Origin of the sequence: Legionella moravica DSM 19234, from assembly GCF_000423305.1 — a bacterium.
In the GTDB taxonomy this organism is placed as follows: Bacteria; Pseudomonadota; Gammaproteobacteria; order Legionellales; family Legionellaceae; genus Legionella; species Legionella moravica.
This window is the reverse complement of the sequence record NZ_AUHS01000014.1, coordinates 78,553-101,178: the sequence shown is the minus strand read 5'-3', so window position 1 is coordinate 101,178 and position 22,626 is coordinate 78,553. Positions and strand designations below refer to the sequence as shown.

The following is a 22,626-nucleotide window of genomic DNA, read 5'->3' as shown; positions in this document are numbered from 1 at the left end:
ATGGACGAATCCACTACATACTACTATAGTATATTATGAAGGGTAAAAGTCCATTATTAAAAAAGTAAAAAATATGAAAAAGAAATCGGGTAAGCGGATTGGAAGTATTTTCAAGCGAATCATCAACATTCGTGCATGGTCTGACTGGGACAGGATGAAGGCGTTTAGCACTTATCTGGTAAACGGGTTCAAGCGTTTATTCGTCACTCAGAAGAATGTTCAGGTTGAGTCTTTTGATTCGGCTGTAAATAAACTGAAGTTATCTGAGGCTGAATTGTTAATAAAGCAAAATGCATTATTTCGATTAAGTATGGTGATGTTAGCTGCTGCAATAATGATACTTTTTTACACCGGTTATCAGTTATTTTATGGATCGTTTAAAGCGGTTATTGTGAGTCTGGTCGTCATGTTGATCGCACTGGTTTTGGCATTTCGTTACCATTTTTGGTACTTCCAAATTAAACATAGAAAATTGGGTTGTACAATCAAAGAATGGTATAAGCAAGGTATCATGGGGGAGAAAGAATGAATAAACTGGTTTTAACTGTTCTTCTGTTCTTATGTCCTGCTCTATTATTTGCTGCCGATTCCTCAGCATTGAGTTTTGCTCCTCCAGCAAGCGATCTTTCCGTTATTTTTCTAGGGAATTTATTTGGTGTAGTTGACGGCGTGTTGCATGGCACGGGAAGCCAGATTATGGGCACCATGTTTGGCGTTTTCAACTCTGCGGTGCTGGCTTTGGGTGGAATCATCATTATGTACACCCTCCTGGTGTCCACCATGAATACCGCTCATGAAGGCCAGATGCTTGGACAAAAATGGTCTTCAATCTGGATACCTTTGCGTTCCACTATGGGTTTGGCCTTGCTCATACCTAAGGCATCGGGCTATTGTTTAATGCAGATTTTTGTCATGTGGGTCATCGTCCAGGGAATTGGGGCTGCAGATAAAGTATGGGAAGCCGCTTTGGGGTATTTAAATCGAGGAGGGGTTATCATCCAGGCTCAAGCCGACCCGACTAAGGCATTGACCGCATCGGCTACTGGCGGTGTGTCCGATGGGGCAATGACTATTCTTGCAGGCCAGGTGTGTATGCTGGGCTTGCAAAATAAAATAGAAGCACAACGAAAAAGTTATCTGGAATCTCAAGCAAATGATGTGGGACCTTGTGCAGGGAATCCTACACCCGTAATGGATAATTTTTGCAAAACAACGGTTCCTGACTTTTTGGGAACGGTTAATGCCGTGATGACTCAGAATAATAACAAAGGAGCCAGCAGCTATTCTCTGCCAATGCCTAATTTTGATTCAAATTCGCCCTTGTATTTTTTAAATGGAATTTGTGGAACCATTAAATGGAACACGATAAGTGATCTGGTCGATCCGAATAAAACAATGACTACAACGTCAAAAAATGGCAAAAAAACGACCGAAAGACCCAATCTTTATCAACAGCTTACCGATTCCCAGCTTGAGACAGCGCAAATGTCCAGGGCAATCGCAATTCAGCAAATGTATATTACTTTATCTTCCGTCGCGCAGGTCATTGTTAATAACGATCCTGATTTGGCAAGTACGAGCACGGGATCTACAACTACTAACTTCTCAAAAGTCGCCAAGCAGCAATTTGGTGTTCCCTATACTGCCCAAGGACAAATCTGTACTGATTATTCACAAGGGTGCGAGATTTGGGGACCTGTACCGACACCAACAGGCACCAATGCTGGTGTATTATTTAACGGGACAGAGTTCCAAGGCGCAATTACTGATTATAACGCCATCATGATGCCAACGATTAATCTTATCAGGCAAGCAAACGATGTGAAGAATGATAATTCATCCCGTGATTTTATCAATAAAGCAACAAATGAGGGTTGGATTATGGCCGGCTCTTATTTTTTTGATTTGGTGAGATTAAATGGCAATGCAGTAACCAGTGCAAATCAGTTTGATTCGAATACTGGATTGGACACGAGTACTTTCGATCCAACAAATCTGATTTCAAGTTTTGGTTCGAATAAAACCTGTGTTGGCCCTTATGCTTTATTATGCTCCTGGTTTGGTGGCGATAAGGCGCCTCTGGATAAAGTACAATCAGTGATTAATGGTTCTTCGTTAGGTGATATGGTTCAGAAACCCAGTTTGAAGGATGATGCACAACGTAAGGTAGTCAATAACCTGCAATCGTCAACTGTCTATGGGTTTATCAATAATTCAGTAATGGTTCGACTACCAGGGCAGCCAGGGATAGCCCCCCTTCAATTTGCCAATATGATGAAATTTAGTATTTCAACGGAGCAATATTATCTGCCAAAAGGAGATTTTGAATGTGGTCGAGTCAGAATACTATTCTTCTCATTCTGCCTGGGACGAATGTTTGGTAATTTATTTTATAATGCCATATTCAGAAATATCTATAATATGCTCTTGAAAATGTTTTCAGATATCATCAATCAAGTTGTTATGGCCTTTTTGATGGTTCCTTTGGAAGGAATGAAAGAAATATTTAAAGCGGGATTGGTCAAGGTATCGGAGCCGGGGGTCAATCCGATCGTCGCTCTGGCAAACATGGGAGTGATGTACATTAACTTCTCAGCTAATTTATGGCTTATGCTCGTAAATATAGCGGTGAGTAGTGCAATTATCATTCCTTTTGGATTGTTTATCTTTGCATTAATCGGGTTAGCCATGCCCCTGTTACTGGCATGGGTTGGAACCATGGTTTCGGTCGGGTTTGTTACGGCTTATTATATTCCCGTATTACCCTATATGATTTTTACTTTTGGTTCTATTGCCTGGCTTATTGCCGTGATAGAAGCCATGGTCGCGGCTCCTATCGTTGCTCTGGGGGTAACACATCCTGAAGGTCATGATGCTTTTGGTAAAGGCGAAGCAGCCGTTATGATATTGATGAATGTGTTTTTAAGACCCTCCATGATGATCATTGGATATATTGCGGCAATTGCCTTGTCCTATGTTGGCGTTTGGATCTTGAATGCGGGATTTGATCATGCCATATCGTTTATTCAAACGGGTAATTATGAGCTGGATAAATCCGGTACCAAGTTTGGCGGGTTCCAAATGTCAAGTGAAGATAAACCTCAGGAAGGATCTGGTACAGGAGGTTATACTGATTGGGCGGGAGTTTATGCTTATTTCTTCTCGATATTAATTTATACCACGATGTACCTTATTATCGTACAAAAAGCATTTAGTTTGATTGCTTATTTGCCAGATAAGGTTTTAAGATGGATAGGTGGTACACCGGAAAGTCTTGGCCAGGAAGCAGCAGGATGGGGCGATGAGTTAAAAGCAGGGGTAAAAGCTGGTGCTGAACAGACCCAGGGCGCACAATCCCAAATGGGTCAAAAACTGGGCGGTATCGCAGATGAACAACTTGAAAAAGCAGGTATTGGCATTAGGAGTCAATCTCTTTCAGGGGGAGATGCTACAGCTTCCGGTAGCCAAACAGGACCAAGTTCTTCACCTTCATCAGGTGGGGGCGGTGGCGGCGGTGGTGGTGGTCGAAGACCACCTGGTGGTGGAGCCGGCGCAGAGTAATCGGAAATCCATTCAAAAAGCGATCGACTGGTTCGATCGCTATCTTCGTTGTGGTTTGTATATTGAACGGCTAGAGTTTATTGGCAATACTTAGAACTAAATTCTTTTGGCATGTCAGGCAGGGATTCTGGAGTAGCTACTAACGATTCCAATTACAATTTGATTCTGTATGCTGTATTTAATATAGTACTCATTATTTTCTTATAAGATTCAATGTGATAATAACGAAGGAAATTGAATATCAAGAGGATTCAACGCAATGCAGAGGCTACATCGCGTACGACAGCAATGTGTCTCATCCATTGCCAGCTGTTATGGTGGTGCATGATTGGGTTGGCCGAAGTGAAAGTATGTGCAATAAAGCCAGACAACTTGCCGCAATGGGGTATGTGGGTTTTGCTGTAGATATGTATGGGGACGCACGGACAGGAGCGGATAAAACACAGAGAAGAGCGTTAATGGCCCCCTTGATGCAGGATCGGTCTAAATTAGCTTCCCGAATTAATGCGGCATTTCATGTATTAGCTTCATTGCCCTTTGTTGAGCATACTAACATTGCGGCTATAGGGTATTGTTTTGGCGGATTATGTGTCCTTGATTTAGCTCGTTCACAAGCGGCAGTTAAGGGAGTAGTCTGTTTTCATGGCTTGCTTACTTCTCCTGAGCATTCTGCTAATCAACCAATTAAAAGTAAAATTCTCATTTTGCATGGTTATGACGATCCTTTGGTAAAACCAGATCAGATACATCATATTGCCAATGAAATGAACGCAAGAAAAGCCGATTGGCAAATTCATATGTACGGGCATACTCAACACTCGTTTACTAATCCGAAGGCTAATGATGATGAAATGGGATTGCATTACAATGAGCGAGCTGATAATCGCTCATGGATAACTACCCTGGATTTTTTACGAGAGCTTTTTGAATAATCCAGTGAAAGCCCATGAATATAGATTAGTTTAAAATCAATAAGCGGAACAGGTGTTTGAGAACGGTACGAGATTATAACGCTAGAATTTTTATCGCATTGAGAAGAACCAGTTCTTTTGTTCTTTGCTCGGATATTCTTAGCTCAGTAAACAAATGTTCTGAATAATCAATCCATTGATGAATGTCCAATTGGTCGGTTTGTCCCAGATCAGAGCTGTATATCACTCTGGGTAACGAGCTGAGTACCTCACAAAAATCCTCTTTACTTTGGTGGTGTAACAAATAAGTTAACGACGTTTGTTCGATCCAGATAAATTCGTTTTGAGCTAATTTTTTTAGTTGTGTGGCATGTAAGTTGGTGAGTGGGTTTGCTGGTTGGTTCAGTAATAAAGAGGTTACATTATATTGAATACAGGCATCTACCAATTGATAGACTTCTTCGGCTGATGCGTGTCCGGTAGAAAGGACAATCGGATAATCTCTTGCCATCTTTAATACATCAATCACTTCTTTTCGCAGTTGGCTGTTATCATTAAAAAGTGTCTCAGGACACAGACTGAATGGTGATAATTGGGGATGAGTTAATGTTCGAGATAATCGTGATTTGATTGCTCGTCCTGTTATTGTTGGGAAATGTACAATCATCCTGGCCGGTATTAAGGGTTGATATTCATTTAGTGCCTGAATGACAACTCGATAATTGATCCCTCCTGCGAGGTGATTTAACACTAATGAGGGCAATACAGGCAGCCCCATTCTTTGAGCCAGAGTGGCCTGAATGCTGGTTGCTCCCAGATGACTTTTTAAAACGACAATTCCATTGCAGTTCTTATAGATTTTACCTGTTTCAAGGGCATCCCAGCGACGCAGATATAGATCTGGATTGGCATGATAGTGAATATCAATCAAATCATATGCATCAAGATTCTGCACGATAATTCCTTATTTTTTATGATCCAGCCAGGGCTGATCGTAATGAAATCGGGTTCGAGCCTGTTTCAGAGTACTGCCTGAGTTTACTGCATCTTTTATCTTGTTTTCGTTTGATTGAATGCGTTCCACTTTATCGAGAACTTCTGCCAGGCAATGTATTGGAATGACGATCACTCCATTATCATCGCCAACAATTATATCACCCGGATGAATAAGAACATTATTTATGTTCAACGGGCATTGTTCATTTGCTTTGTGAACACGATTTTTACCTGAACGCATAAATACATCCGAACAAAATAAGGGATAGGTGCTTTTTCGAATCGCCTGAGCATCACGAACTGCTCCATGAACGACAGTACCTGCTACATGATTGTGCTGAGCAGTCTGAGTCAGAATATCACCCCAAACAGTACACTCATTGTTACCCTGGTTATCGATTACGATGACGGAATGAGGTGGTACATTATCAATATAATTCGCTGCATTTTTAAACGTTGACGATTTTCTTTTGTTTGTTTTGTATTGGACGGTATATGCCGGTCCAACAAGTTTCAGTCCAGGCATTAACGGTTTAATATTCAGCAAAGCCCCTTCAACACCACAAGCATCAAGCGCATCGGATAGCTCTGAAGTACTGTATTCTTTAAGTTTCTGAATGGAGGAATGTAATCGTTCTGTATTTTTAAGGGTATTGGTTGCAGTATCCATTCGCAAGTAGTGTTCAATAATTGCTTTAGCCATATCCATTGTCGTGCTAAAACCTCCCAAGTCATAAGTGGTATAACGCCCCTCACGGACAATGGTTGCTACCGAATCCCCGATTTTTTTTGCTTGCGTCTTAAAACCAAAATGATTGAGAAGCATTGCAATGGTTAAGAACATCGCACTTGGATTGGCACTCTGTGGTTTCATTCGTGTGCCACTCCCATGAACCGGCTCAAAATAACTGCCTTTTACGCCAATATTGGCACTGGGCGCAAACCCTAATCCTCCCATAACCCCGGCTCCAACATCAGACAATATATCGCCAAACATATTTTCGGCAACAATTACTCCAAATTCTTCCGGTCGCTTAATCAACCATAAAGCCACGGCATCCACGTTTAAGATGTCTGCTTTAATGTGCGGATAGTGAATGGCAATACCCTCAAAAACCTCTCGGGCAAAATCACTGCTTTGTCGTAATACATTGGGTTTATCGGCAAAAGTAACTCGATTCATGCCCTGCGTGGCAGCGTAATCAAAGGCAAACTGAAATAAACGGATTAACCCTGATTTTGATTGTAGCCTTAAAGAGCAACTGATCTCACTTCCCGGAATTGTCCGCCAGCGTTCCTTTTCATGGATTAGTTCGATTAGTGATTCAGGCAATGGATAATAATCAAAACCTGAATATAGACCTTCAGTATTTTCACGTATAATGCAAAAACTGAATTGCTGTTCTTCGTCTTTAATAGAAAAGCACGGCCTGATGTTCGCAAAAAGATCCAGCTTTTGTCTTAATTGAATAATCGGTGAACTGTAACCAAGAGTGTCTTTATGAAATTGAGTCGCTAGTTCTTTTATCGCTTCTCTTTGAGGTTTACTGGTGATTGCTCCTAATAATACGGTATCTGAAGCAGAAATGAGTCGCCAGGTTCTCTCTGGGATTGGGGTGCCCTCTGTTTTCCAATAATGCCATCCAATGTCCCCAAAACTCAGCTGTATGGGGAGTTGTAAGGCCTCAAACAGAGGAATTGTGGCTTGCGTCACTTCAGCCCCGATGCCATCTCCAGGTAAAACGGCTATTTTCAAAACCTCATCTGCTTTAAGCATGTAACGCCTCCCATATAACTGTTTGACAATAATGGGGGTTATCTTTTAATACTCTCATTCCTGCCTCAGGGACCTGAAGGAGAGTTCCTGTTGCAGGTTGAACAACATTGTCTTTATTGACTAAATGAGAGTGTTGCCCGATTAAATGCAGGTGTTTGACGGTACTTGTTCTCACTATTGAAGTGGAATCGGTCTCTAAAACACGATTCAATCCATAGATTACTCGCTCTGCTGCTTCTGAATTATTTAAAAAATTATGAGATTGTAAGGGCACAGCATTGGGATAGTAAACGTGTTGATAAAGGGTTTGGAGCGCTAAATCAAGCTGTCTGTTTTGACACAGTGCAACAACCTCTTGCAGTTTATTTTTAAGAGGGATATCGGCAAAAGTAGGCGTTGAAAACAGTACTATGGGTTTTTCAGTTTTTGTGAATAAAGAAAAGCATTGTTGAATAATGACTCCACCAAAGGAAAATCCAAAAAAAGCATCATACAAAAGAATGTACTCTTTCAGTTTTTGTGCCCATAAATGGTAAAAAGAAGATTTGGGAATGTCCTCCATGATGCATAGCGAGTCCAGGGGGTGAATCGTGTATTCATCTTCAAGAAAGGCTAATGGGCTAACAACAAATTCAATGTATGATGGATCTGGTGTATCGGGAGTCAGAACCAATATTTTCTTTTTTTTCATTATGATCCCATGGGTGAATTTTTAAATATTCAGGATGCGTTGAGTATCCTTCAACTTAGTTCCAATGTTCCGCGGCGAGTCAGCGGGAGTTTTGGTGTTGATTGGTCAATACACACTAATGACCAGGAGTTGTTTTTTGTGTATATGATTTAAGATCTGCAGTTGAAAAATCGGAGATTCCTCTTATAAATTCATCCATTTCAATTGCCTCATGACCGATATTAAGCGCATCCCGTACGTAGTTTGATGCAGTTAATACGGCTTGTAAATCATATTTTTTAACATTATTGGCGTGCAGACAGGCAATGAAAAACTCGGTTTTCAGGTTTCCGGTACCTTTGCCCATTCCGGCTAGAGAGGCATCAATAAATTGAACACCGGCATCCATAGCTGCCAACGCGTTCGATTGAGCCAGGCCAATATTATCATGAGCATGAAACCCAAAGGGAATAGCGTAGTTGCTTGTATACCGATCATAAATGGCCTTGATTCTCTGCGGTAAAATGCTGCCATTGGAATCTGCAAAATAAATTATATCCGGCTTGTAGTGGCTGACCTGTTCAACTACTTCATCTAATTCGTCATCGGTGTAGTAGGTCATATGAATGAAATTCACGGATACCAAGAATTTCAATTTTTGCGCCAGTTGAATTACAGAAAAGGCATCCGCCAATTTATTTTTAGCAATACAGATTCTTAACAGCCCAACACCACACTCTTTTAGCTCCAACAGATCGGTTTCAGAAATATTGTTAGGATGCGCCATTACGGCAATCGTTGATTTTTTAATTAAGGATTGGCAGAAAAGCAGATAGTCCCGGCCTGTTATTCCTGCCCGGCCTATATTGGCTATGGGGTGCAAAGAACCATTGCGGTAACCAATTTCTATGAACTCTACACCAGAATTATCAAGAGGCAGTAAAATACCCCGTAACTCATCATCACTAAAATGGAAATTCGTTCGATGCCCTCCATCTCTTAAGGATGCATCTAAAAGCTGAATTGAGTTCATTTGGTTACCTCTATCACATCATGGAGTTTGTTATTAGTTCCTTTTCTTTTAATTATAGTACTTATGCGTCTAATAAGCTCGGAAACCATGATATAAAACAGAGTTCAATGGGGGACAATGGCCTGGAGCATCGGTATTTAAACTGCTAACCAATAAAGTATCCCAATTAATATGCATGCGGTAGTTGCTCTTATATAAAATGCAGTAGGTTTGCGTGTATAAAGCGCATATAAATAGCTCAGGGGATGACGGTAGATAAATGAACGCATGATCGTTCGGGTTACAAGATGAGGTTTGCCGGTTAACGGCAGTTCATGAATACGAACACTGGGTCTATGATTGACCTCGATGATAACGCCATTCGATTGAGTTATTGGAATATTGAGATCGGCACATTCTACGTCAATCCCGGCAAGTCCTAAATTTAATACTGAAGCAACTTTGCTCATCAATCTTTGGTTTTCCTTGCACATGCGCGTACCAAGAGACTCATAGGTACCTCCACGGGTAGCATTGGAGGTGTAGGCTAAAGTAATTCGCTCTCCAACAGCGGGTACATAATCGGCACTCTTTCCCAGTTCTTTCAGTTTAATTTTACCCTCATCATCCATTACGATGGGTCCTAAAAAATCATTAATTGTTTTTCGCTCTTTATTGGTCAAAGCAATCAGTTGTTCGATAGTATGTGTGCCATCACCGATAACGCATGCAGGATATCGTTGTACTACACCGATAACCCGTCGGTTAAAAACCAGAACTCGATATGAATTTAAATTTCCGTGAAATTCTTCGATTATTAAATAATCGTAGATGGTGAAATAGTGACTTAAAAAATGCATGAGCTGATCTAATGTCTGAATATTGCATAAAACATCTTTGCCTTTAGAGCCATCTAACAAGGGTTTTATGACTAAGGGAAATTTGAGGTCGGCAATCAATTCTCTGGTTTTATTTTGCTGAAAATCTTCGATATGGATAGCAACTGCCTGTGGAACAGGAATTCCCGCTTTTTCCAATAATTTGCTCGTACAGTATTTATTGGCTGCAATGTTGGAACTGCTGATGTTATTAAACGGAGTTTCACATTCCCGAAATAGATAATGACGAGATCCAAGTACAAGCTCAAAACCATTAATTTCTTCTATTGGCTTTACCGGAAGAAATAAAGCCTTAGAGCTTTTATAATAACGTTCAGCGTTCCTGTCTATGGTGATTTCTCAAGATTAATTGTTATTATGTATCAATATCTTATCATAACTATTTGAGTCTGTTGATAGGTCACCTGCCGCGTCACGTAGGCGACAGTTGACCTGTCAACAGATTCTAGACTCTTTGTATTCTGCCTTCTATAGATGAAGTAAAGGGTTGCGGTACTTTTTTAATGTAGTTCATGACAGTATCTTGATCGCTATCGCCGACTTTGATTATTGTTCCTCGCTTCATCACTGAAAATACTCCACCGCCAGTAGCCAGGAAATTATTGGTGGCGATGGTGTACGTTTTATTCTTAATCAGTGGTTTGTTTTGATGGAACAGGGTAATAATTCGATGACCTAATTGTTTTTTCGGGTCATAACTATAAGTTAGACCGGAAATTTGCAGCATGTTGTCATAAGGGCCTATCCATTGTTGCTCCAATAGATCATAAAGATCTTGCCCTGTTAAGGTAACATTGACAATCTTGTTTCCGAAAGGAAGAACAGCGTATATATGCCCCCAATTAACTAGACCCGATTTTATGTCATCACGCATGCTGCTTGGATTGGTCAGTCCTATATCCGCATTCATTTCATTTTTAAAGGCATCGGCTATCAGATTGCCCAGGTTGGATTCACCCTCATCGTTTTGTTTTCTTAATAATGAGTTTTCAGCTGTTCCGATATAACTGTTGATTATGGGTTCTATTGTGTCTTCAGCTAATTTAACCAACTGTAGTGCTTTTTCATCTGGCTGTGTTCCAGGACCGCGGTTGGCATAGGTAGTGATAATTCGAGCCGATTTTTGTTTTACTTTATGACTCGTAGCATCTATTTTCAAGCTGACTTCCGCTATCGCGGCGCTGTAACTGTAAGCCTGGGTAACCAGAATATTAACTCCATTATGATTGGGAATATAGGCATTAAGAAATTGATGGGTATGACCGGCCATCACCACATCCACGTCATCATCTAATTGATCGATCACTTTATTAATTTCACCATCAACTTGAGAATTGCTTCTGGTATCTCCTTCGTAGGGAGCCTGATTGCCTCCTTCATGAATGAGCACAATAATGACTTTAGCTCCTAGGGCTTTCATTTCGGGAATATACCGGTTTATGGTTGGGGCTTCATCCAGAAATTTAACTCCTTTGGCATTATCAGGGAACATTGAACCCGCTGCATTTTTTAATACAGCCCCTATAAAGGCTACCGGAACACCATCAATAAGTTTAATGACATAGGGAGGGAAAAGAGGTTTTTCGGTTTGATCGTCAACAATGTTGGCAGATATATACGGATAGGCTGCACCGGGATAAGTTGGCAAAGAAATCCAGTGGTCTGTTGGCGGATTTTCTGTGCCATAAATAAGGTCGAACATCGCTTTTTGGCCTTTATCGAATTCATGATTACCCACCGTGGCAACTATATTGCATAGGGGGTTCATGCGCGCTTCGGTACTGCAGTGTCTATTGCCCAAACTATTAGTAAACAGAATGGTGGGCTCATCATGAAGTATCCCTGAAGAAGGAGGGGATGCTCCTACCTGATCGCCCATGATGGTGATTATGGTTCGATCTTCCATTCCTGATTGGGCCTGCTTAATGTATGCTGCGAGCACGGCAGCTCCACCAACGGGCTCATTTTTAACCATTCTTCCTGTACTGATTTGGCCATGAAAATCATTAATTCCCAATATTTTTATTTCGATTAAAGGTGAATTAGTGGCGGAGTGGGTATTGGTGGCGTTAAGAGTTGTTAAAAGTACAGTGCAACACAACAAAGTCAGAGCACTGATTAATTGTTTCAGCTTCTTATTATAGTACATGATATATCTTATCCTTGAAAATATAGAGCAGGCAGTTATTGGTCTCAATGCAGGACGTTTAGTATTCCTTTCAGCTTATTGTTACGGTCCTGGACTTCCTCAATAAAACAACGAATAGTACCAGCCTTTTTTAAAATAAACAGCGATTTGGCTGGGAAATCAGCGAGAATAATAGAGCTCCAGGAGGGGGTTATCGATTAGCCAGGTGTGAGGAAATGGATCAGAAGTTATCAAGACGGATAGGGTTTAACGAAATATGATAAGAATGATTGAACGCTTTCTTTTATTGCTGATACTCTTTGGCCCCGGCAATAATCAGCTTGTATACACGTTCACTGATAATACCTTGCTCAAATTTTGCTTTTGCGTCCCAGGTCATTAATTGGCCTTTTTGGCGTACCAATTTTCGAGTAGCAGAAGTGACATCGTTCGGATCGCCCTCAAGCAGAATGTCCCTGACTTCTTCGTCAAAAACCAGATACTCTCTTAATGCAACCCTTTTTTCATCAACTGTAGGAACCAGCTTTTGCCAGATACACAGCCGGATGGTTTCCAGAATATCAATGGTTCTCCCCAAGCGTTCTTCCCCAGAAAATGAGGTAACCAAACGACGCATGGTTTCTGCAACACCTGAGGTATGCAGTGTGGTGTAGACCGGATGCCCTGTAAGTGCAGCTTCCAGAGCGGCGCTTATTGTTTCGGCATCACGACACTCACCCACCATAATCAAACGCGGTTTTCTTCTTAAGGCATTTCGAACTCCATCCGCAAAGCTGGGCAGATGTCGGGGAATTTCAGATTGGCTGACCACAGATGATATGGTTTCAATTTCATCGTAAACGAATTCTATGGGTGACTCATAAGTTAACACTTTTCGGTTGGAGTCGGCTGTTTCAATTAACTCGCGGATGATTGATGCCAGAAGAGTTGATTTTCCAGAACCCGTTGCTCCTGTAATGAATACAATGCCTTCCTGAGGCGCTATGGCTTCCAGTATGTTATCTGGAAGATTCATACTGCTCAGATGAGGAGGAGTGGTTGGAATAGTTCTTAAGGTCAATTGAATGGCATCATGTCCCTCAACCAGACAGGCTGTACCATTGACCCTGTAACGATAACGAACTCCACGATTTGGGCGAAACTCGTAGTGAGTATCAATGTCTTTACCTGATAAAAGTTGTGTGGTGGCATTGGGGCCATAAATGGCATTGATTAAATCGCCTAACTCCGTATTGGATAAGCGCCGATTCGTAATCTTCAGTAATTTTCCGTAGACTTCAGCGTAGATAGGCTCACCAGTCTGTATGGTAATATCCGACGCATTTAAACTTTCTGCATGCTCCAGCATTCTATCCATGAATACTGGAGTAAACCGTGTGGGCTCATCAGGCATTAAGTTAATATTAGTCATAATTCATCGTTAATTTACTGGAGCAATGGTGGGCTGCCAGGATTTATTCGTTATGATAATTTTAGACTGATTCGCAATTTTTTCCATATTTTTAAACTGTTCCAGTGCATTTTCGTCTTTGGCAACGGCCGCTTTCCACTCATTGCTGTTCACATTGAGTGCTGGCAAGGCAGTAATTCTCAGGACTCTGTCATCTATGTGGATTTCAGAACCATCTCCGGTGACGCCCAGATCAGTATGAGAGACGTAGGGTGGAGATACCATATTCATGGCTAATAGTTTCCGGTAGAGAATCATTCCACCAAAATCTTCCTTAATTCGCGCTATGTTTTCTTCAAGAATGGTATTGGCTTGCTCTATGCCATTTTTCCATCCTTTTGCGGTATAAATGCACCATAATTCTTTTTCAGCTTTGGTTTTAGGCAGTAGTGTGGAATTAGGCGCTTCGGGTTTTACATAATCCATCCACAAATACTGACGCCAGGTAGGCGGCGTAGTGATAAAGTGGGCTTGTTTGGCTACTTTATAGGTGCGGTCGGAAACGCGTATGCTCTGAGCATCCGCCAGATTCAGCGTGTTTCTGCCTTCAAGTAATACAGGGGGTAATATATTATGCTCAAGAACAAGAGAGTTAAAATCGTAAATGGTGTCCAGGTTTCTCGCCTGTTTGGTTAAATCCTGGTCAATGATTTTTGCGCGCCATGCTAATCCTGCCTGTGCGCCTAGACTGAGCGCAATATCTTTCAGCGCCATTTCCCGAATCTTGCTCATCTTTTTCTTGGATTGAACGCGGGTGTACTTGGAATTAGCCATGGATTGAATACCTGCCAATGAGCCTGTATCTCCCAGATTTCCTCGGGAAGACGTACAGGCAATCAGCAAGGCTGACAGTACAATGGTTAAACTAGGAATAAATTTTGGCATAGCGCAATTCAACAACCTGACTGTTAGGGTATACATGAATATTGGCTTTTTTACCTGCCTGGTAGTCAATATTACGGAGTAATTCTGCCAAGCTTACGTCTTTTAAGCTTAGACTTATTAAAACGGGCACCGCTGGTACTTGTCCCAGAACACGTAATTTAAAATGAGCTGCCTTGGCTACTCGGGCAGTGAGTTCTTCTATTGGGCCTGACCAGTCAACACTGGCTCTTGCTTGCATGTTATAGGCATTGGGTATTGTCAGCGTATTGTCTTTACTTGGCGGCGTAATCACTTTTTCAATTCGAGCCATTTCAAGCATTGAGTCACTTACGGACACAGCGGCTTCTGCCAATTTAATAGTAGCATCGTCACTGGGATTATTAACGGGTGGTTTTCTCAATGTACCAGCACAGCCGACCAGCATGGCTGAAACAATAAACATCATGACAATCTTATTGCTCATTCAATGTTCTTTTATATCTAGGAGTATTAGTTTGATTGAAACAGGAGCACGGCTCCTTGTCAAGATATTGTTGTTTAGAGTTTTTTAAATAAACCAAACAGGACTTGTCCCGCTTGTTTTAATTTTAATTGTTGCCAGTGTTGTTCATCCAGCTCAATCGCTGTTGGTGATTCAATATAAACAAGACCTCCTTGCGGCAGGAGCTGCTTTTGATTGATGATCTGAATGCATTGCGGTATGTAGTTTTTTGCAAAAGGAGGATCTAAAAAAATAATATCGAATTGTTGAGTACAGTGCTGCAAATAAGACAAGGTATCTGCTTTGACCAGCTTTAAAGCCGGATGTTTAAAGTGAGCAATAATCTGGCGCAGACTGGCATGAGCGATTGGAGACTGCTCAATAAAGACCACTTCTGATGCGCCTCGTGAAAAGGCTTCCAGGCCCAGAGCGCCGCTACCTGCAAATGAATCCAGGCAGCGAGCTTCCTTGATATCCATCATTAACCAGTTGAAAAGCGTTTCCCGAACCCGATCCGGAGTGGGTCTTAAACCCTCTACATCGGGGAACTGGATTTTTTTGCCTCTGAACTGGCCGCCTATAATACGAATGCTGTGTTTCAAGATTGTCCTACTGTTACGAGTAATAATTTGTCAGGATTGACTTGTTCTTTGAATGCTTGCCTGATTTCATCATGAGTAACGGCATTAATTCGTTGAACGTATGTCTCTAAATAATTTTCCGGCAAGTGGTAAAAGGCCATACGCAGTAACAATCCTGCTATATTTCGGTTACTGGATAATGACAGTGGAAAGCTGCCGGTTAAGTATTTTTTTGCGGAATCCAGTTCTTCTTTACTTGGTCCATTGGAGATAAAACGATTCAAGGTGTGATGAGTAATATCCAAAGCATTGGTTGCTTGATCGTTCTTGGTTGATAAACTGATGATAAAGGGGCCTTCACCGGGCATGGGTACAAATTGACTGTCCACGCCATAAGTTAATCCTCGCTTTTCTCTTACTTCAACTCCCAATCGTGACACGAGGGCGCCGCCTCCCAGAATATAATTGCCTACGATAAGAGGGAAATAGTTAGGGTTGTGGTGATCAATTCCAATCTGACCTAATCGGACTACAGTTTGTGAGGAGGGGAAAGGAATATTGATTTGTTCTGCATTATTTAACTGATTGGCTTTTGGAATGGCCGCTGCTGATTTTCCTTTAGGCAGCTCTTTGGTTAAGAGATCTGCTAATTGATGAGCCTGTTTCTTATCCAGTGCCCCGACCATAACAAGAACTGCATTATTGGCTACATAATAGTTTTTGTAGAATTCGACAACCTGTTTTTGGGTAATGCCGCTCAAAGTAGGTATGGTACCATTAACTGGATGAGCGTATGGATGCTCTTGATAGAGCGTTTTAAAGAAGTTAATGCTTGCAACATCATCCGGAGATTCATCAACCTGTTCTATAGCCATTAGCTGTTGCTGTTTTTCATCTTCAAATGCGCGAGCCGGAAAATCAGGATGGTTAATAATTTGGTTAAATACTTGGGTTGATTGTTGCATAGCGTCTTTACTGGTCAGAGTCCGCAAGTTAAAAACTGCCATATCCCTGCTGATTTCAACATCAAACTGTGCGCCTGTATCCGCTAGAGCTTCGGCAATAACTGTCGCATCTTTACCTCCATTGCCTTGATTCATCAGATGTGCAGTTAGTGCGCTGAGTCCATAGTGAGATCCATCATAGGCAGATCCAGCGGCAAAGGCCATGCTGATGTCCAGCATGGGCACTTCCATGGCTTGATAGAATACAACCTGTACCCCATTTGGGGTAAGCCATTTTTCAGTTTTAAAGGTATTCGCAATGACATTTTGTGAACAGAGTACAATCAGAGCTGTAATGAATGCATTGAATTTTCTCATGATTTTACCTCATTTTTGTTCGTGGGCTTTAATTCTGCTTCAGTCATATTCGGCTCCTGGAAATACCGCTGAGCAGTTTTCTGAATTTGTTCTGGTGTAATGTTGTCAATTGCTTCAGCATAATTGTTGGTATTTCTCCAGCCAATACCCACCGTTTCTAACATACCCAACTCCATGGCTTGGCCAAAAATGGAGTCCTTTTCAAATGTTTTTTGAGCAATAATTTGATTTTTAATCCGCTTCAGTTCCTTTTCGCTCACCAGGGTAGTCTTTAACGAATTTAACTCAGCAAGAAGCCCTTTTTTCAGATCCGCCACTTGAGCATTCTGACTGGGAGCGCCATACATAATAAATTGGGTCTGATACCGTGCGTACAGATTATAATAGACGTCTGCACCTGTTGCTACACGGCTTCCTCTTATCAGGTTTTTTGCAAATCTCGCACTTTCTCCTGAGTCCAGGATGCCTGCAATCAGTTCTAATGCATAAGGCTCCCAAGCATTTTGTGCTGTTTTAACGCTAGGAACTGTAAAGCCCATCATGAATAAAGGCAATTTAGCTGGTGCTTCTATGATTATCGATTTCTTACCCAACGCAGGCGGTTCAATCTGAGGTTTTCTTTCGATAACGGGTTTTTTGGCAATGGCTCCAAAATAGTGTTCCGCAAGAGCATGCACTTTCTCGGGGTTTACATCACCAACGACCACCAGGGTGGCATTGTTGGGTGCATAATAAGCTTGATACCATTTTTTCAGATCTTCGACGCTCATCTGCTGCAATATGTTCATCCATCCAATAACAGGGTGGTTGTAGGGGGCTGATAGGTGGGCAGTTGCCAGAAAACGCTCAAAAGCCAAGGCTTGCGGGTTGTCATCGGTACGCAGGCGACGCTCTTCCTGAATCACTTTGATTTCTTTGGCAAATTCATTGGCGTCCAGGAGTAAATTGTTCATTCTGTCCGCTTCCAGTTCAAAGCTGGTGGCTAATCGGGATGCATCGATTTTTTCGAAGTAGGCCGTGAAATCATTGTTGGTGAAGGCATTTTCCTGTCCGCCTTGAGCCGCAATCGTTTTGGAAAACACGCCCTGAGGAAATTTTTTAGTCCCTTTGAACATCATGTGTTCAATTGCATGGGAAACACCAGTCAATTCGCCTGGCTCATCTGCCGAACCAACGTTGTACCAGATCATGGAAACAGCAATCGGTGCGCGATGATCTTCCTTAACCAATACTTTTAATCCATTATTCAAGATATACTCTTGAACTTGGCTAAAGGTCTGGCAAGATAGTACCATTAGCAGGGCGATAAGTATTTTGCGCATAAATTAACCTCGAAGCAAAAAAACTGATAGAATTTCATATTTCTCGGGAATTGTACACTAAAATGATTAAATGGTTTAAACGAAATCAAGACTCAGTGCCTATTGAGGCTTCTGAGCAGCCTAATATTCCAACAGAAGAGCGTTTGGAAACGTCGCCTGACTCCGAAATTGAAGCAGTGGAAACTGAAAAACCGCTGGCCAAAGAGGGATTATTTGCACGCCTGAAACGAGGTTTAAGCAAAACCCGGCATCAGCTGGGAGATGGTATTGGCCGTCTGTTGCTTGGAAAAAAAGAAATCAGCCATGACTTATTGGAAGAATTGGAAACCTTGCTCATCAGCGCGGATTTGGGAATAGATACTACTCAAGCCGTTTTGAAACAAATTACCGATGGTTTGGAGCGAAAACAATTATCGGATGGGGATGCAGTCTATGAGGCCTTGAAACTGCATTTACAGAACATTTTGGGGCAAGAAAAACAACCTCTATCTCTTGAAACTCCCGATCATTCACCTTTTGTTCTCTTAATGGTTGGGGTTAATGGGGCGGGTAAAACAACCACTATTGGCAAACTGGCAAAACAATTTCAAAAACAGGGCAAAAAAGTGATGCTGGCTGCTGGCGATACCTTCAGGGCTGCGGCAGTGGAACAATTACATGTCTGGGGGGAACGAAATGACATTCCTGTAATAGCACAGCATACAGGTGCAGATAGTGCTTCGGTAATTTTTGATGCTCTTCAGGCTGCCAAGGCTCGAAAAATGGACGTGTTAATTGCCGATACAGCCGGTCGTTTACATACGCAAAATAATTTGATGGAAGAATTAAAGAAAGTAAAAAGGGTGTTACAGAAAATAGATCCCCATGCGCCTCATGAAACCATGTTGGTTCTGGACGCGAGTATAGGGCAAAATGCCCTGAATCAGGCACGTCAGTTTCATGAAGCGGTAGAACTAACCGGGATAACCATGACCAAGCTTGATGGAACAGCCAAAGGCGGGATATTATTTGCCATAGCTAATGATTTAGGGATACCATTTCGTTATCTGGGTGTTGGTGAGGGCATAGAAGATTTAAGGCCCTTTGATGCAGCGCAATTTGTCGGTGCAATATTCAATGATGATCACATTTGACCAAGTTACTAAACGATATCCGGGCGGCTTCGAAGCATTAAGTCAGGTGAGTTTTTCCATGCAAAAGGGCGAAATGGCCTTTCTTACGGGGCATTCTGGAGCAGGCAAAAGTACTTTTCTTAAATTGATTGCTTTATTGGAGTGGCCAACATCAGGTCAGTTAATCGTGAACGGCCTGAAGTTAAATCAGCTTAAAAAAAGAGATGTTGCTGCCCATAGAAGTCATTTAGGAATTACTTTTCAATCCCCTCATTTGCTCAATGATCGGACTGTCTTCGATAATGTTGCCCTTCCGTTGCAAATTCAGGGAGAACCTTATCCTATGATTGCCAAGCGCGTGCATGCAGCTCTGGATATGGTCGGTTTGTTAAGTAAAGAAAAAATGCTGCCGGTGCATCTTTCCGGGGGAGAGCAACAACGCGTGGGGATTGCTCGTGCAGTAGTCCATAAACCGGCATTGCTACTGGCTGACGAGCCAACAGGAAATCTGGATCCCAAATTGTCTTCTGAAATCATGTCTATTTTTGAACAATTCAATCAGGTTGGGGTAAGCATTCTGATAGCAACACATGATTTGGCTTTGATAGCCAGAATGAAGCATCGTATCGTGATGCTTAAAGGGGGACGGCTGTGTTAAAAAAGACGCGATCTTTATTCGTATATCATGCTCAGGCTGCCGCGCAAAGCTTGAATTTGTTGTGCCGGAAGCCTTTGGGAACGATGATGACCGTAGTTGTTATTGCCATTGCCTTGGCTTTACCCGCCCTTTTTTGGGTGTTTACCGATAATCTTGGAAATTTGACTATTGGATGGCAACAGGGCGGCCATATTTCATTGTATTTGAAACCCTCACTCACTCAAGCCGAGCAAATGCAATTGCAGGAGAAGGTACGCAGCACCGAGGGAGTTGGCCAGGCCACCTTAAAATCGTCTGAGGAAGGATTGTCTGAATTAACCCAACAGGAGGGGATGCATGATATTATGCGGTACCTTCCTGAAAATCCTTTGCCTTCTGTCATTGAAATCGTACCCGCACTGGTTATTGATTCGCCAGCAAAACTGGATCTGCTCTCAAGGCAATTAAAGGCTTTGCCAGGAGTGGAGCAGGTCAAGCTGGATATGGAATGGATTAGTCGATTGCATGCCATCCTGGGCTTTGTAGCCAATTTGGCTAATGCGCTTATGGCTTTATTAGCATTGGCCGTCGTTTTAATTATTGGTAATACCTTGCGCCTTGCTATCCGGAATCGGCAGGAAGAAATCCAGATATTAAAACTAATCGGTGCTACTGATGCGTTTATCCTCAGGCCCTTTCTATACTCTGGCATTTGGTATGGGATGGCCGGAGCCATTTGTGCTGTGTTTTTAGTCAATATATTTATTTTGAGCTTAGGTATTGTAGTGAACCAATTGGCCATTGCCTATCAAATGCATTATCCGCTTGCAGGGCTGTCAATAAGACAAATCTTGATACTTGTGCTTTTTGCGATTATACTCGGGTGGCTTGGAGCTCGATTGTCGGTGAAAAGGCAACTGGCTTCTATAGAACCTTATAATTAGTGTATAATTTATTTGATAATTACTTTAGTGTTGATGACTGGAGGAAGTAGTATGAGTCAACAGTTGCAACTCGCTGCAATGAATCTACCCGTAGGTAGTCTTGATTCCTATATTCATCGGGTAAATCAAATTCCAATGTTGAGTTTGGAAGAGGAAATTGCTTGTGCGGAGCGTTTTCATGCTGAAGGAGATATTGAAGCGGCAAGACGTCTTGTTCTTGCTCATTTACGTTATGTGGTTCGAGTAGCTCGAGGCTATTTAGGTTATGGTTTGCCCTTGAATGATTTAATTCAGGAAGGCAATGTCGGCTTAATGAAGGCAGTAAAACGTTTTGATCCTAAAATGGGCGTCCGTCTTGTTTCTTTTGCAGTTCACTGGATCAAAGCAGAAATTCATGAGTTTGTTTTGCGTAATTGGCGTATTGTCAAAATCGCAACAACCAAGGCACAGCGCAAATTATTTTTTAATCTTCGCCAAATGAAAAATCGCTTAGGCTGGTTTAGCAATGAAGAAGTGGACGCTGTTGCTAAAGATTTGGGCGTGAGCCGAGAAGATGTATTAGTGATGGAGCAGCGTTTAAACGTCATGGACTCGCCGTATGATGCTCCTGAAGCGGATGAGCATGATGATGCTTATAAAGCGCCTGAGCGGTACTTATTCAATGTTAATGATGATCCTGCGTTAATGCTGGAAAAAGAAGATACTGGTGATCAAGGCCGTGAGCAATTGATGTGCGCTATGGAACAGCTTGATGAACGCAGCCAGGATATTCTTCAGCAACGTTGGTTAGCCGAAGAAAAATTAACCTTACATGATTTGGCTGAAAAATATGGTGTATCCGCAGAACGTGTCAGGCAGCTTGAAAAAAACGCCATGAAGAAAATTCGTCAATTCATGGAAGGCTAAGCTTCTTTTAAAAAACGATTTAACTTAAAAAATCGCTGACCAGTTGTTCTACCCGTTCATCCATTAATACGCTTACATGGTCTGCATCAGGTAGTAATGACAGGTTGGCGTTTTTGTATTCTCTGCAAAAAATAATGGACTCCCTCGGCCGTACGGTGCTGTCGTTCTTTCCGTGAATGCATAAAAAAGGAGTATCGGGAGTCTGGGAAGTAAAATATCGTAACCGAATTAATTTAGGATCAATTTCTGCCTGCTGACGGATTAACTGGCGCAGTTGCAAATAACCATGTCCACTGAGTTTCAAGCGTCGTGCAATCGTATTAACAGGAGTGCGCATTTGAGTTGGTGATGCAATTAATACAACACGATCCGGCCTGGAGTTTAACTGCCATTCAGGAAGTTGACCTGCTAAATTTAAAGTACTTAACAACATCGAACCACCAAAAGAATGCCCGATTACGGCATGAAACGGGCCATATTGATTAATCGTTTCTTTTAAAACTGCAACGGCGTCAGTCCAGGGTAGTTGTAAACCTCGTGCCTCACCATGCGCTGGGAAATCAAGGGCATAAACCTCATAACCTTGCAGATGCAGGGTTCTGATCAAGCGGACCATATAAGCAGCGCGCGACATCCAGCCATGTGAAATCAGAATCTTCTTGCCATTAGGTGTTTTTGCTGGAGCAAAGCGATGAATGACATGATGGCGAGGTTGTTCTTTGTGGATCACTTCGCTGCGTTTTACTTCGATATACTCACATGCCATTTTGGCAAAATCCCGATATTTTTTTTCCAAGGGAAAATGAAGGGGAGTAATGAACAGTTGATAGCAAAGCTGTGCATGTAAAAAATCTCTTATGTATGTGAGTGAATTGGTCATCATGATGATATTCCCCTCAGGTTTTATTTTAAGTTTAGACCAAAATTACAAGGAGAGAGGACTGGATGTTGGTGAAATTTATCAGGACGATTGGAACTCTTGTTTTGCAAGAGTCAACCTAGTTTAAAGGG

Annotated in this window: 20 protein-coding genes; 7 read left to right on the top strand and 13 right to left on the bottom strand. The window is 41.9% G+C overall.

Annotated features, from left to right (window positions below):
• Positions 1 to 73 precede the first annotated feature (73 nt).
• The 3 genes from icmV (at position 74) to G543_RS0103670 (ending at position 4,493) form a co-directional block, all read left to right on the top strand.
• The gene (gene icmV / locus G543_RS0103680; RefSeq protein ID WP_028383334.1) at positions 74 to 529 is read left to right on the top strand and encodes a type IVB secretion system protein IcmV; all 456 of its coding nucleotides are present in this window, start codon (positions 74 to 76) and stop codon (positions 527 to 529) included.
• A complete protein-coding gene (gene dotA, locus G543_RS0103675) occupies positions 526 to 3,561 on the top strand; it encodes a type IVB secretion system protein DotA (RefSeq protein WP_028383333.1) in 3,036 nt (1,011 codons plus the stop codon). The genes icmV and dotA overlap by 4 nt, the downstream gene beginning before the upstream one ends.
• 215 nt (positions 3,562 to 3,776) lie before the next feature.
• Complete coding sequence (locus G543_RS0103670; protein ID WP_028383332.1) at positions 3,777 to 4,493, top strand: dienelactone hydrolase family protein; 717 nt, start codon at positions 3,777 to 3,779, stop codon at positions 4,491 to 4,493.
• Between the two features lie 73 nt (positions 4,494 to 4,566).
• On the opposite strand, the gene G543_RS0103665 is transcribed toward G543_RS0103670, so the two are convergent.
• The 12 genes from G543_RS0103665 to G543_RS0103610 all read right to left on the bottom strand — a co-directional run bounded on the left by G543_RS0103665 (position 4,567) and on the right by G543_RS0103610 (position 18,016).
• Positions 4,567 to 5,427 (bottom strand): DUF6282 family protein, encoded by an 861-nt coding sequence (locus G543_RS0103665; protein WP_035921340.1) that lies wholly within the window; start codon positions 5,425 to 5,427, stop codon positions 4,567 to 4,569.
• Between the two features lie 9 nt (positions 5,428 to 5,436).
• Positions 5,437 to 7,245 carry an isocitrate/isopropylmalate family dehydrogenase gene (locus G543_RS0103660; RefSeq protein WP_028383330.1) on the bottom strand — a complete coding sequence of 603 codons (1,809 nt, stop codon included), beginning with the start codon at positions 7,243 to 7,245 and terminating at the stop codon, positions 5,437 to 5,439.
• Complete coding sequence (locus G543_RS0103655) at positions 7,238 to 7,936, bottom strand: hypothetical protein (protein ID WP_028383329.1); 699 nt, start codon at positions 7,934 to 7,936, stop codon at positions 7,238 to 7,240. Before G543_RS0103655 ends, G543_RS0103660 begins: the two co-directional genes overlap by 8 nt.
• A gap of 115 nt (positions 7,937 to 8,051) precedes the next feature.
• Entirely contained in the window at positions 8,052 to 8,948 is an 897-nt protein-coding gene (locus tag G543_RS0103650) for a beta/alpha barrel domain-containing protein (protein WP_028383328.1), read from the bottom strand.
• Positions 8,949 to 9,085: 137 nt separating this feature from the next.
• Positions 9,086 to 10,084 (bottom strand): UDP-N-acetylmuramyl peptide synthase, encoded by a 999-nt coding sequence (locus G543_RS0103645; RefSeq protein WP_280524082.1) that lies wholly within the window; start codon positions 10,082 to 10,084, stop codon positions 9,086 to 9,088.
• A 187-nt stretch (positions 10,085 to 10,271) separates the two neighbouring features.
• Positions 10,272 to 11,975 (bottom strand): bifunctional metallophosphatase/5'-nucleotidase, encoded by a 1,704-nt coding sequence (locus tag G543_RS0103640; RefSeq protein ID WP_115343564.1) that lies wholly within the window; start codon positions 11,973 to 11,975, stop codon positions 10,272 to 10,274.
• Between the two features lie 283 nt (positions 11,976 to 12,258).
• Positions 12,259 to 13,368, bottom strand: a complete 1,110-nt coding sequence (gene dotB / locus G543_RS0103635) for a Dot/Icm type IV secretion system ATPase DotB (RefSeq protein ID WP_028383325.1) — start codon at positions 13,366 to 13,368, stop codon at positions 12,259 to 12,261.
• 27 nt (positions 13,369 to 13,395) lie between these two features.
• Positions 13,396 to 14,310 (bottom strand): type IV secretion system DotC family protein, encoded by a 915-nt coding sequence (locus G543_RS0103630; protein WP_028383324.1) that lies wholly within the window; start codon positions 14,308 to 14,310, stop codon positions 13,396 to 13,398.
• Positions 14,291 to 14,773, bottom strand: a complete 483-nt coding sequence (gene dotD / locus G543_RS0103625; protein WP_028383323.1) for a type IVB secretion system lipoprotein DotD — start codon at positions 14,771 to 14,773, stop codon at positions 14,291 to 14,293. Before dotD ends, G543_RS0103630 begins: the two co-directional genes overlap by 20 nt.
• 74 nt (positions 14,774 to 14,847) lie before the next feature.
• Entirely contained in the window at positions 14,848 to 15,393 is a 546-nt protein-coding gene (gene rsmD / locus G543_RS0103620; protein ID WP_028383322.1) for a 16S rRNA (guanine(966)-N(2))-methyltransferase RsmD, read from the bottom strand.
• Positions 15,390 to 16,694, bottom strand: a complete 1,305-nt coding sequence (locus G543_RS0103615; protein WP_028383321.1) for a M16 family metallopeptidase — start codon at positions 16,692 to 16,694, stop codon at positions 15,390 to 15,392. Before G543_RS0103615 ends, rsmD begins: the two co-directional genes overlap by 4 nt.
• Entirely contained in the window at positions 16,691 to 18,016 is a 1,326-nt protein-coding gene (locus G543_RS0103610) for a M16 family metallopeptidase (protein WP_028383320.1), read from the bottom strand. The genes G543_RS0103615 and G543_RS0103610 overlap by 4 nt, the downstream gene beginning before the upstream one ends.
• Positions 18,017 to 18,078: 62 nt before the next feature.
• Between G543_RS0103610 and ftsY the strand changes: the two genes are divergently transcribed.
• Genes ftsY through rpoH form a run of 4 tightly spaced genes read left to right on the top strand, consistent with a single transcriptional unit; the run spans position 18,079 to position 21,615 of the window.
• On the top strand, positions 18,079 to 19,149 hold the full coding sequence (gene ftsY / locus G543_RS0103605) for a signal recognition particle-docking protein FtsY (RefSeq protein ID WP_028383319.1): 1,071 nt from the start codon (positions 18,079 to 18,081) through the stop codon (positions 19,147 to 19,149).
• On the top strand, positions 19,136 to 19,786 hold the full coding sequence (gene ftsE, locus G543_RS0103600) for a cell division ATP-binding protein FtsE (RefSeq protein ID WP_028383318.1): 651 nt from the start codon (positions 19,136 to 19,138) through the stop codon (positions 19,784 to 19,786). Before ftsY ends, ftsE begins: the two co-directional genes overlap by 14 nt.
• Complete coding sequence (gene ftsX, locus G543_RS0103595) at positions 19,780 to 20,709, top strand: permease-like cell division protein FtsX (protein ID WP_028383317.1); 930 nt, start codon at positions 19,780 to 19,782, stop codon at positions 20,707 to 20,709. Before ftsE ends, ftsX begins: the two co-directional genes overlap by 7 nt.
• 51 nt (positions 20,710 to 20,760) lie before the next feature.
• Positions 20,761 to 21,615 (top strand): RNA polymerase sigma factor RpoH, encoded by an 855-nt coding sequence (gene rpoH / locus G543_RS0103590; RefSeq protein WP_028383316.1) that lies wholly within the window; start codon positions 20,761 to 20,763, stop codon positions 21,613 to 21,615.
• Positions 21,616 to 21,634: 19 nt separating this feature from the next.
• Here rpoH and G543_RS0103585 read toward each other — a convergent pair whose 3' ends face one another.
• On the bottom strand, positions 21,635 to 22,498 hold the full coding sequence (locus G543_RS0103585) for an alpha/beta hydrolase (RefSeq protein ID WP_028383315.1): 864 nt from the start codon (positions 22,496 to 22,498) through the stop codon (positions 21,635 to 21,637).
• Positions 22,499 to 22,626 lie beyond the last annotated feature (128 nt).

Coding starts and splice junctions, on each gene's coding strand:
- dotA (WP_028383333.1), top strand. CDS start 526: ATGAATAAACTGGTTTTAACTGTTCTTCTGTTCTTATGTCCTGCTCTA.
- ftsE (WP_028383318.1), top strand. CDS start 19,136: ATGATCACATTTGACCAAGTTACTAAACGATATCCGGGCGGCTTCGAA.
- icmV (WP_028383334.1), top strand. CDS start 74: ATGAAAAAGAAATCGGGTAAGCGGATTGGAAGTATTTTCAAGCGAATC.
- dotD (WP_028383323.1), bottom strand. CDS start 14,773: ATGAGCAATAAGATTGTCATGATGTTTATTGTTTCAGCCATGCTGGTC.
- G543_RS0103660 (WP_028383330.1), bottom strand. CDS start 7,245: ATGCTTAAAGCAGATGAGGTTTTGAAAATAGCCGTTTTACCTGGAGAT.
- G543_RS0103630 (WP_028383324.1), bottom strand. CDS start 14,310: ATGCCAAAATTTATTCCTAGTTTAACCATTGTACTGTCAGCCTTGCTG.
- G543_RS0103610 (WP_028383320.1), bottom strand. CDS start 18,016: ATGCGCAAAATACTTATCGCCCTGCTAATGGTACTATCTTGCCAGACC.
- ftsY (WP_028383319.1), top strand. CDS start 18,079: ATGATTAAATGGTTTAAACGAAATCAAGACTCAGTGCCTATTGAGGCT.
- G543_RS0103650 (WP_028383328.1), bottom strand. CDS start 8,948: ATGAACTCAATTCAGCTTTTAGATGCATCCTTAAGAGATGGAGGGCAT.
- rpoH (WP_028383316.1), top strand. CDS start 20,761: ATGAGTCAACAGTTGCAACTCGCTGCAATGAATCTACCCGTAGGTAGT.
- G543_RS0103585 (WP_028383315.1), bottom strand. CDS start 22,498: ATGATGACCAATTCACTCACATACATAAGAGATTTTTTACATGCACAG.
- G543_RS0103615 (WP_028383321.1), bottom strand. CDS start 16,694: ATGAGAAAATTCAATGCATTCATTACAGCTCTGATTGTACTCTGTTCA.
- G543_RS0103640 (WP_115343564.1), bottom strand. CDS start 11,975: ATGTACTATAATAAGAAGCTGAAACAATTAATCAGTGCTCTGACTTTG.
- dotB (WP_028383325.1), bottom strand. CDS start 13,368: ATGCCTGATGAGCCCACACGGTTTACTCCAGTATTCATGGATAGAATG.
- G543_RS0103655 (WP_028383329.1), bottom strand. CDS start 7,936: ATGAAAAAAAAGAAAATATTGGTTCTGACTCCCGATACACCAGATCCA.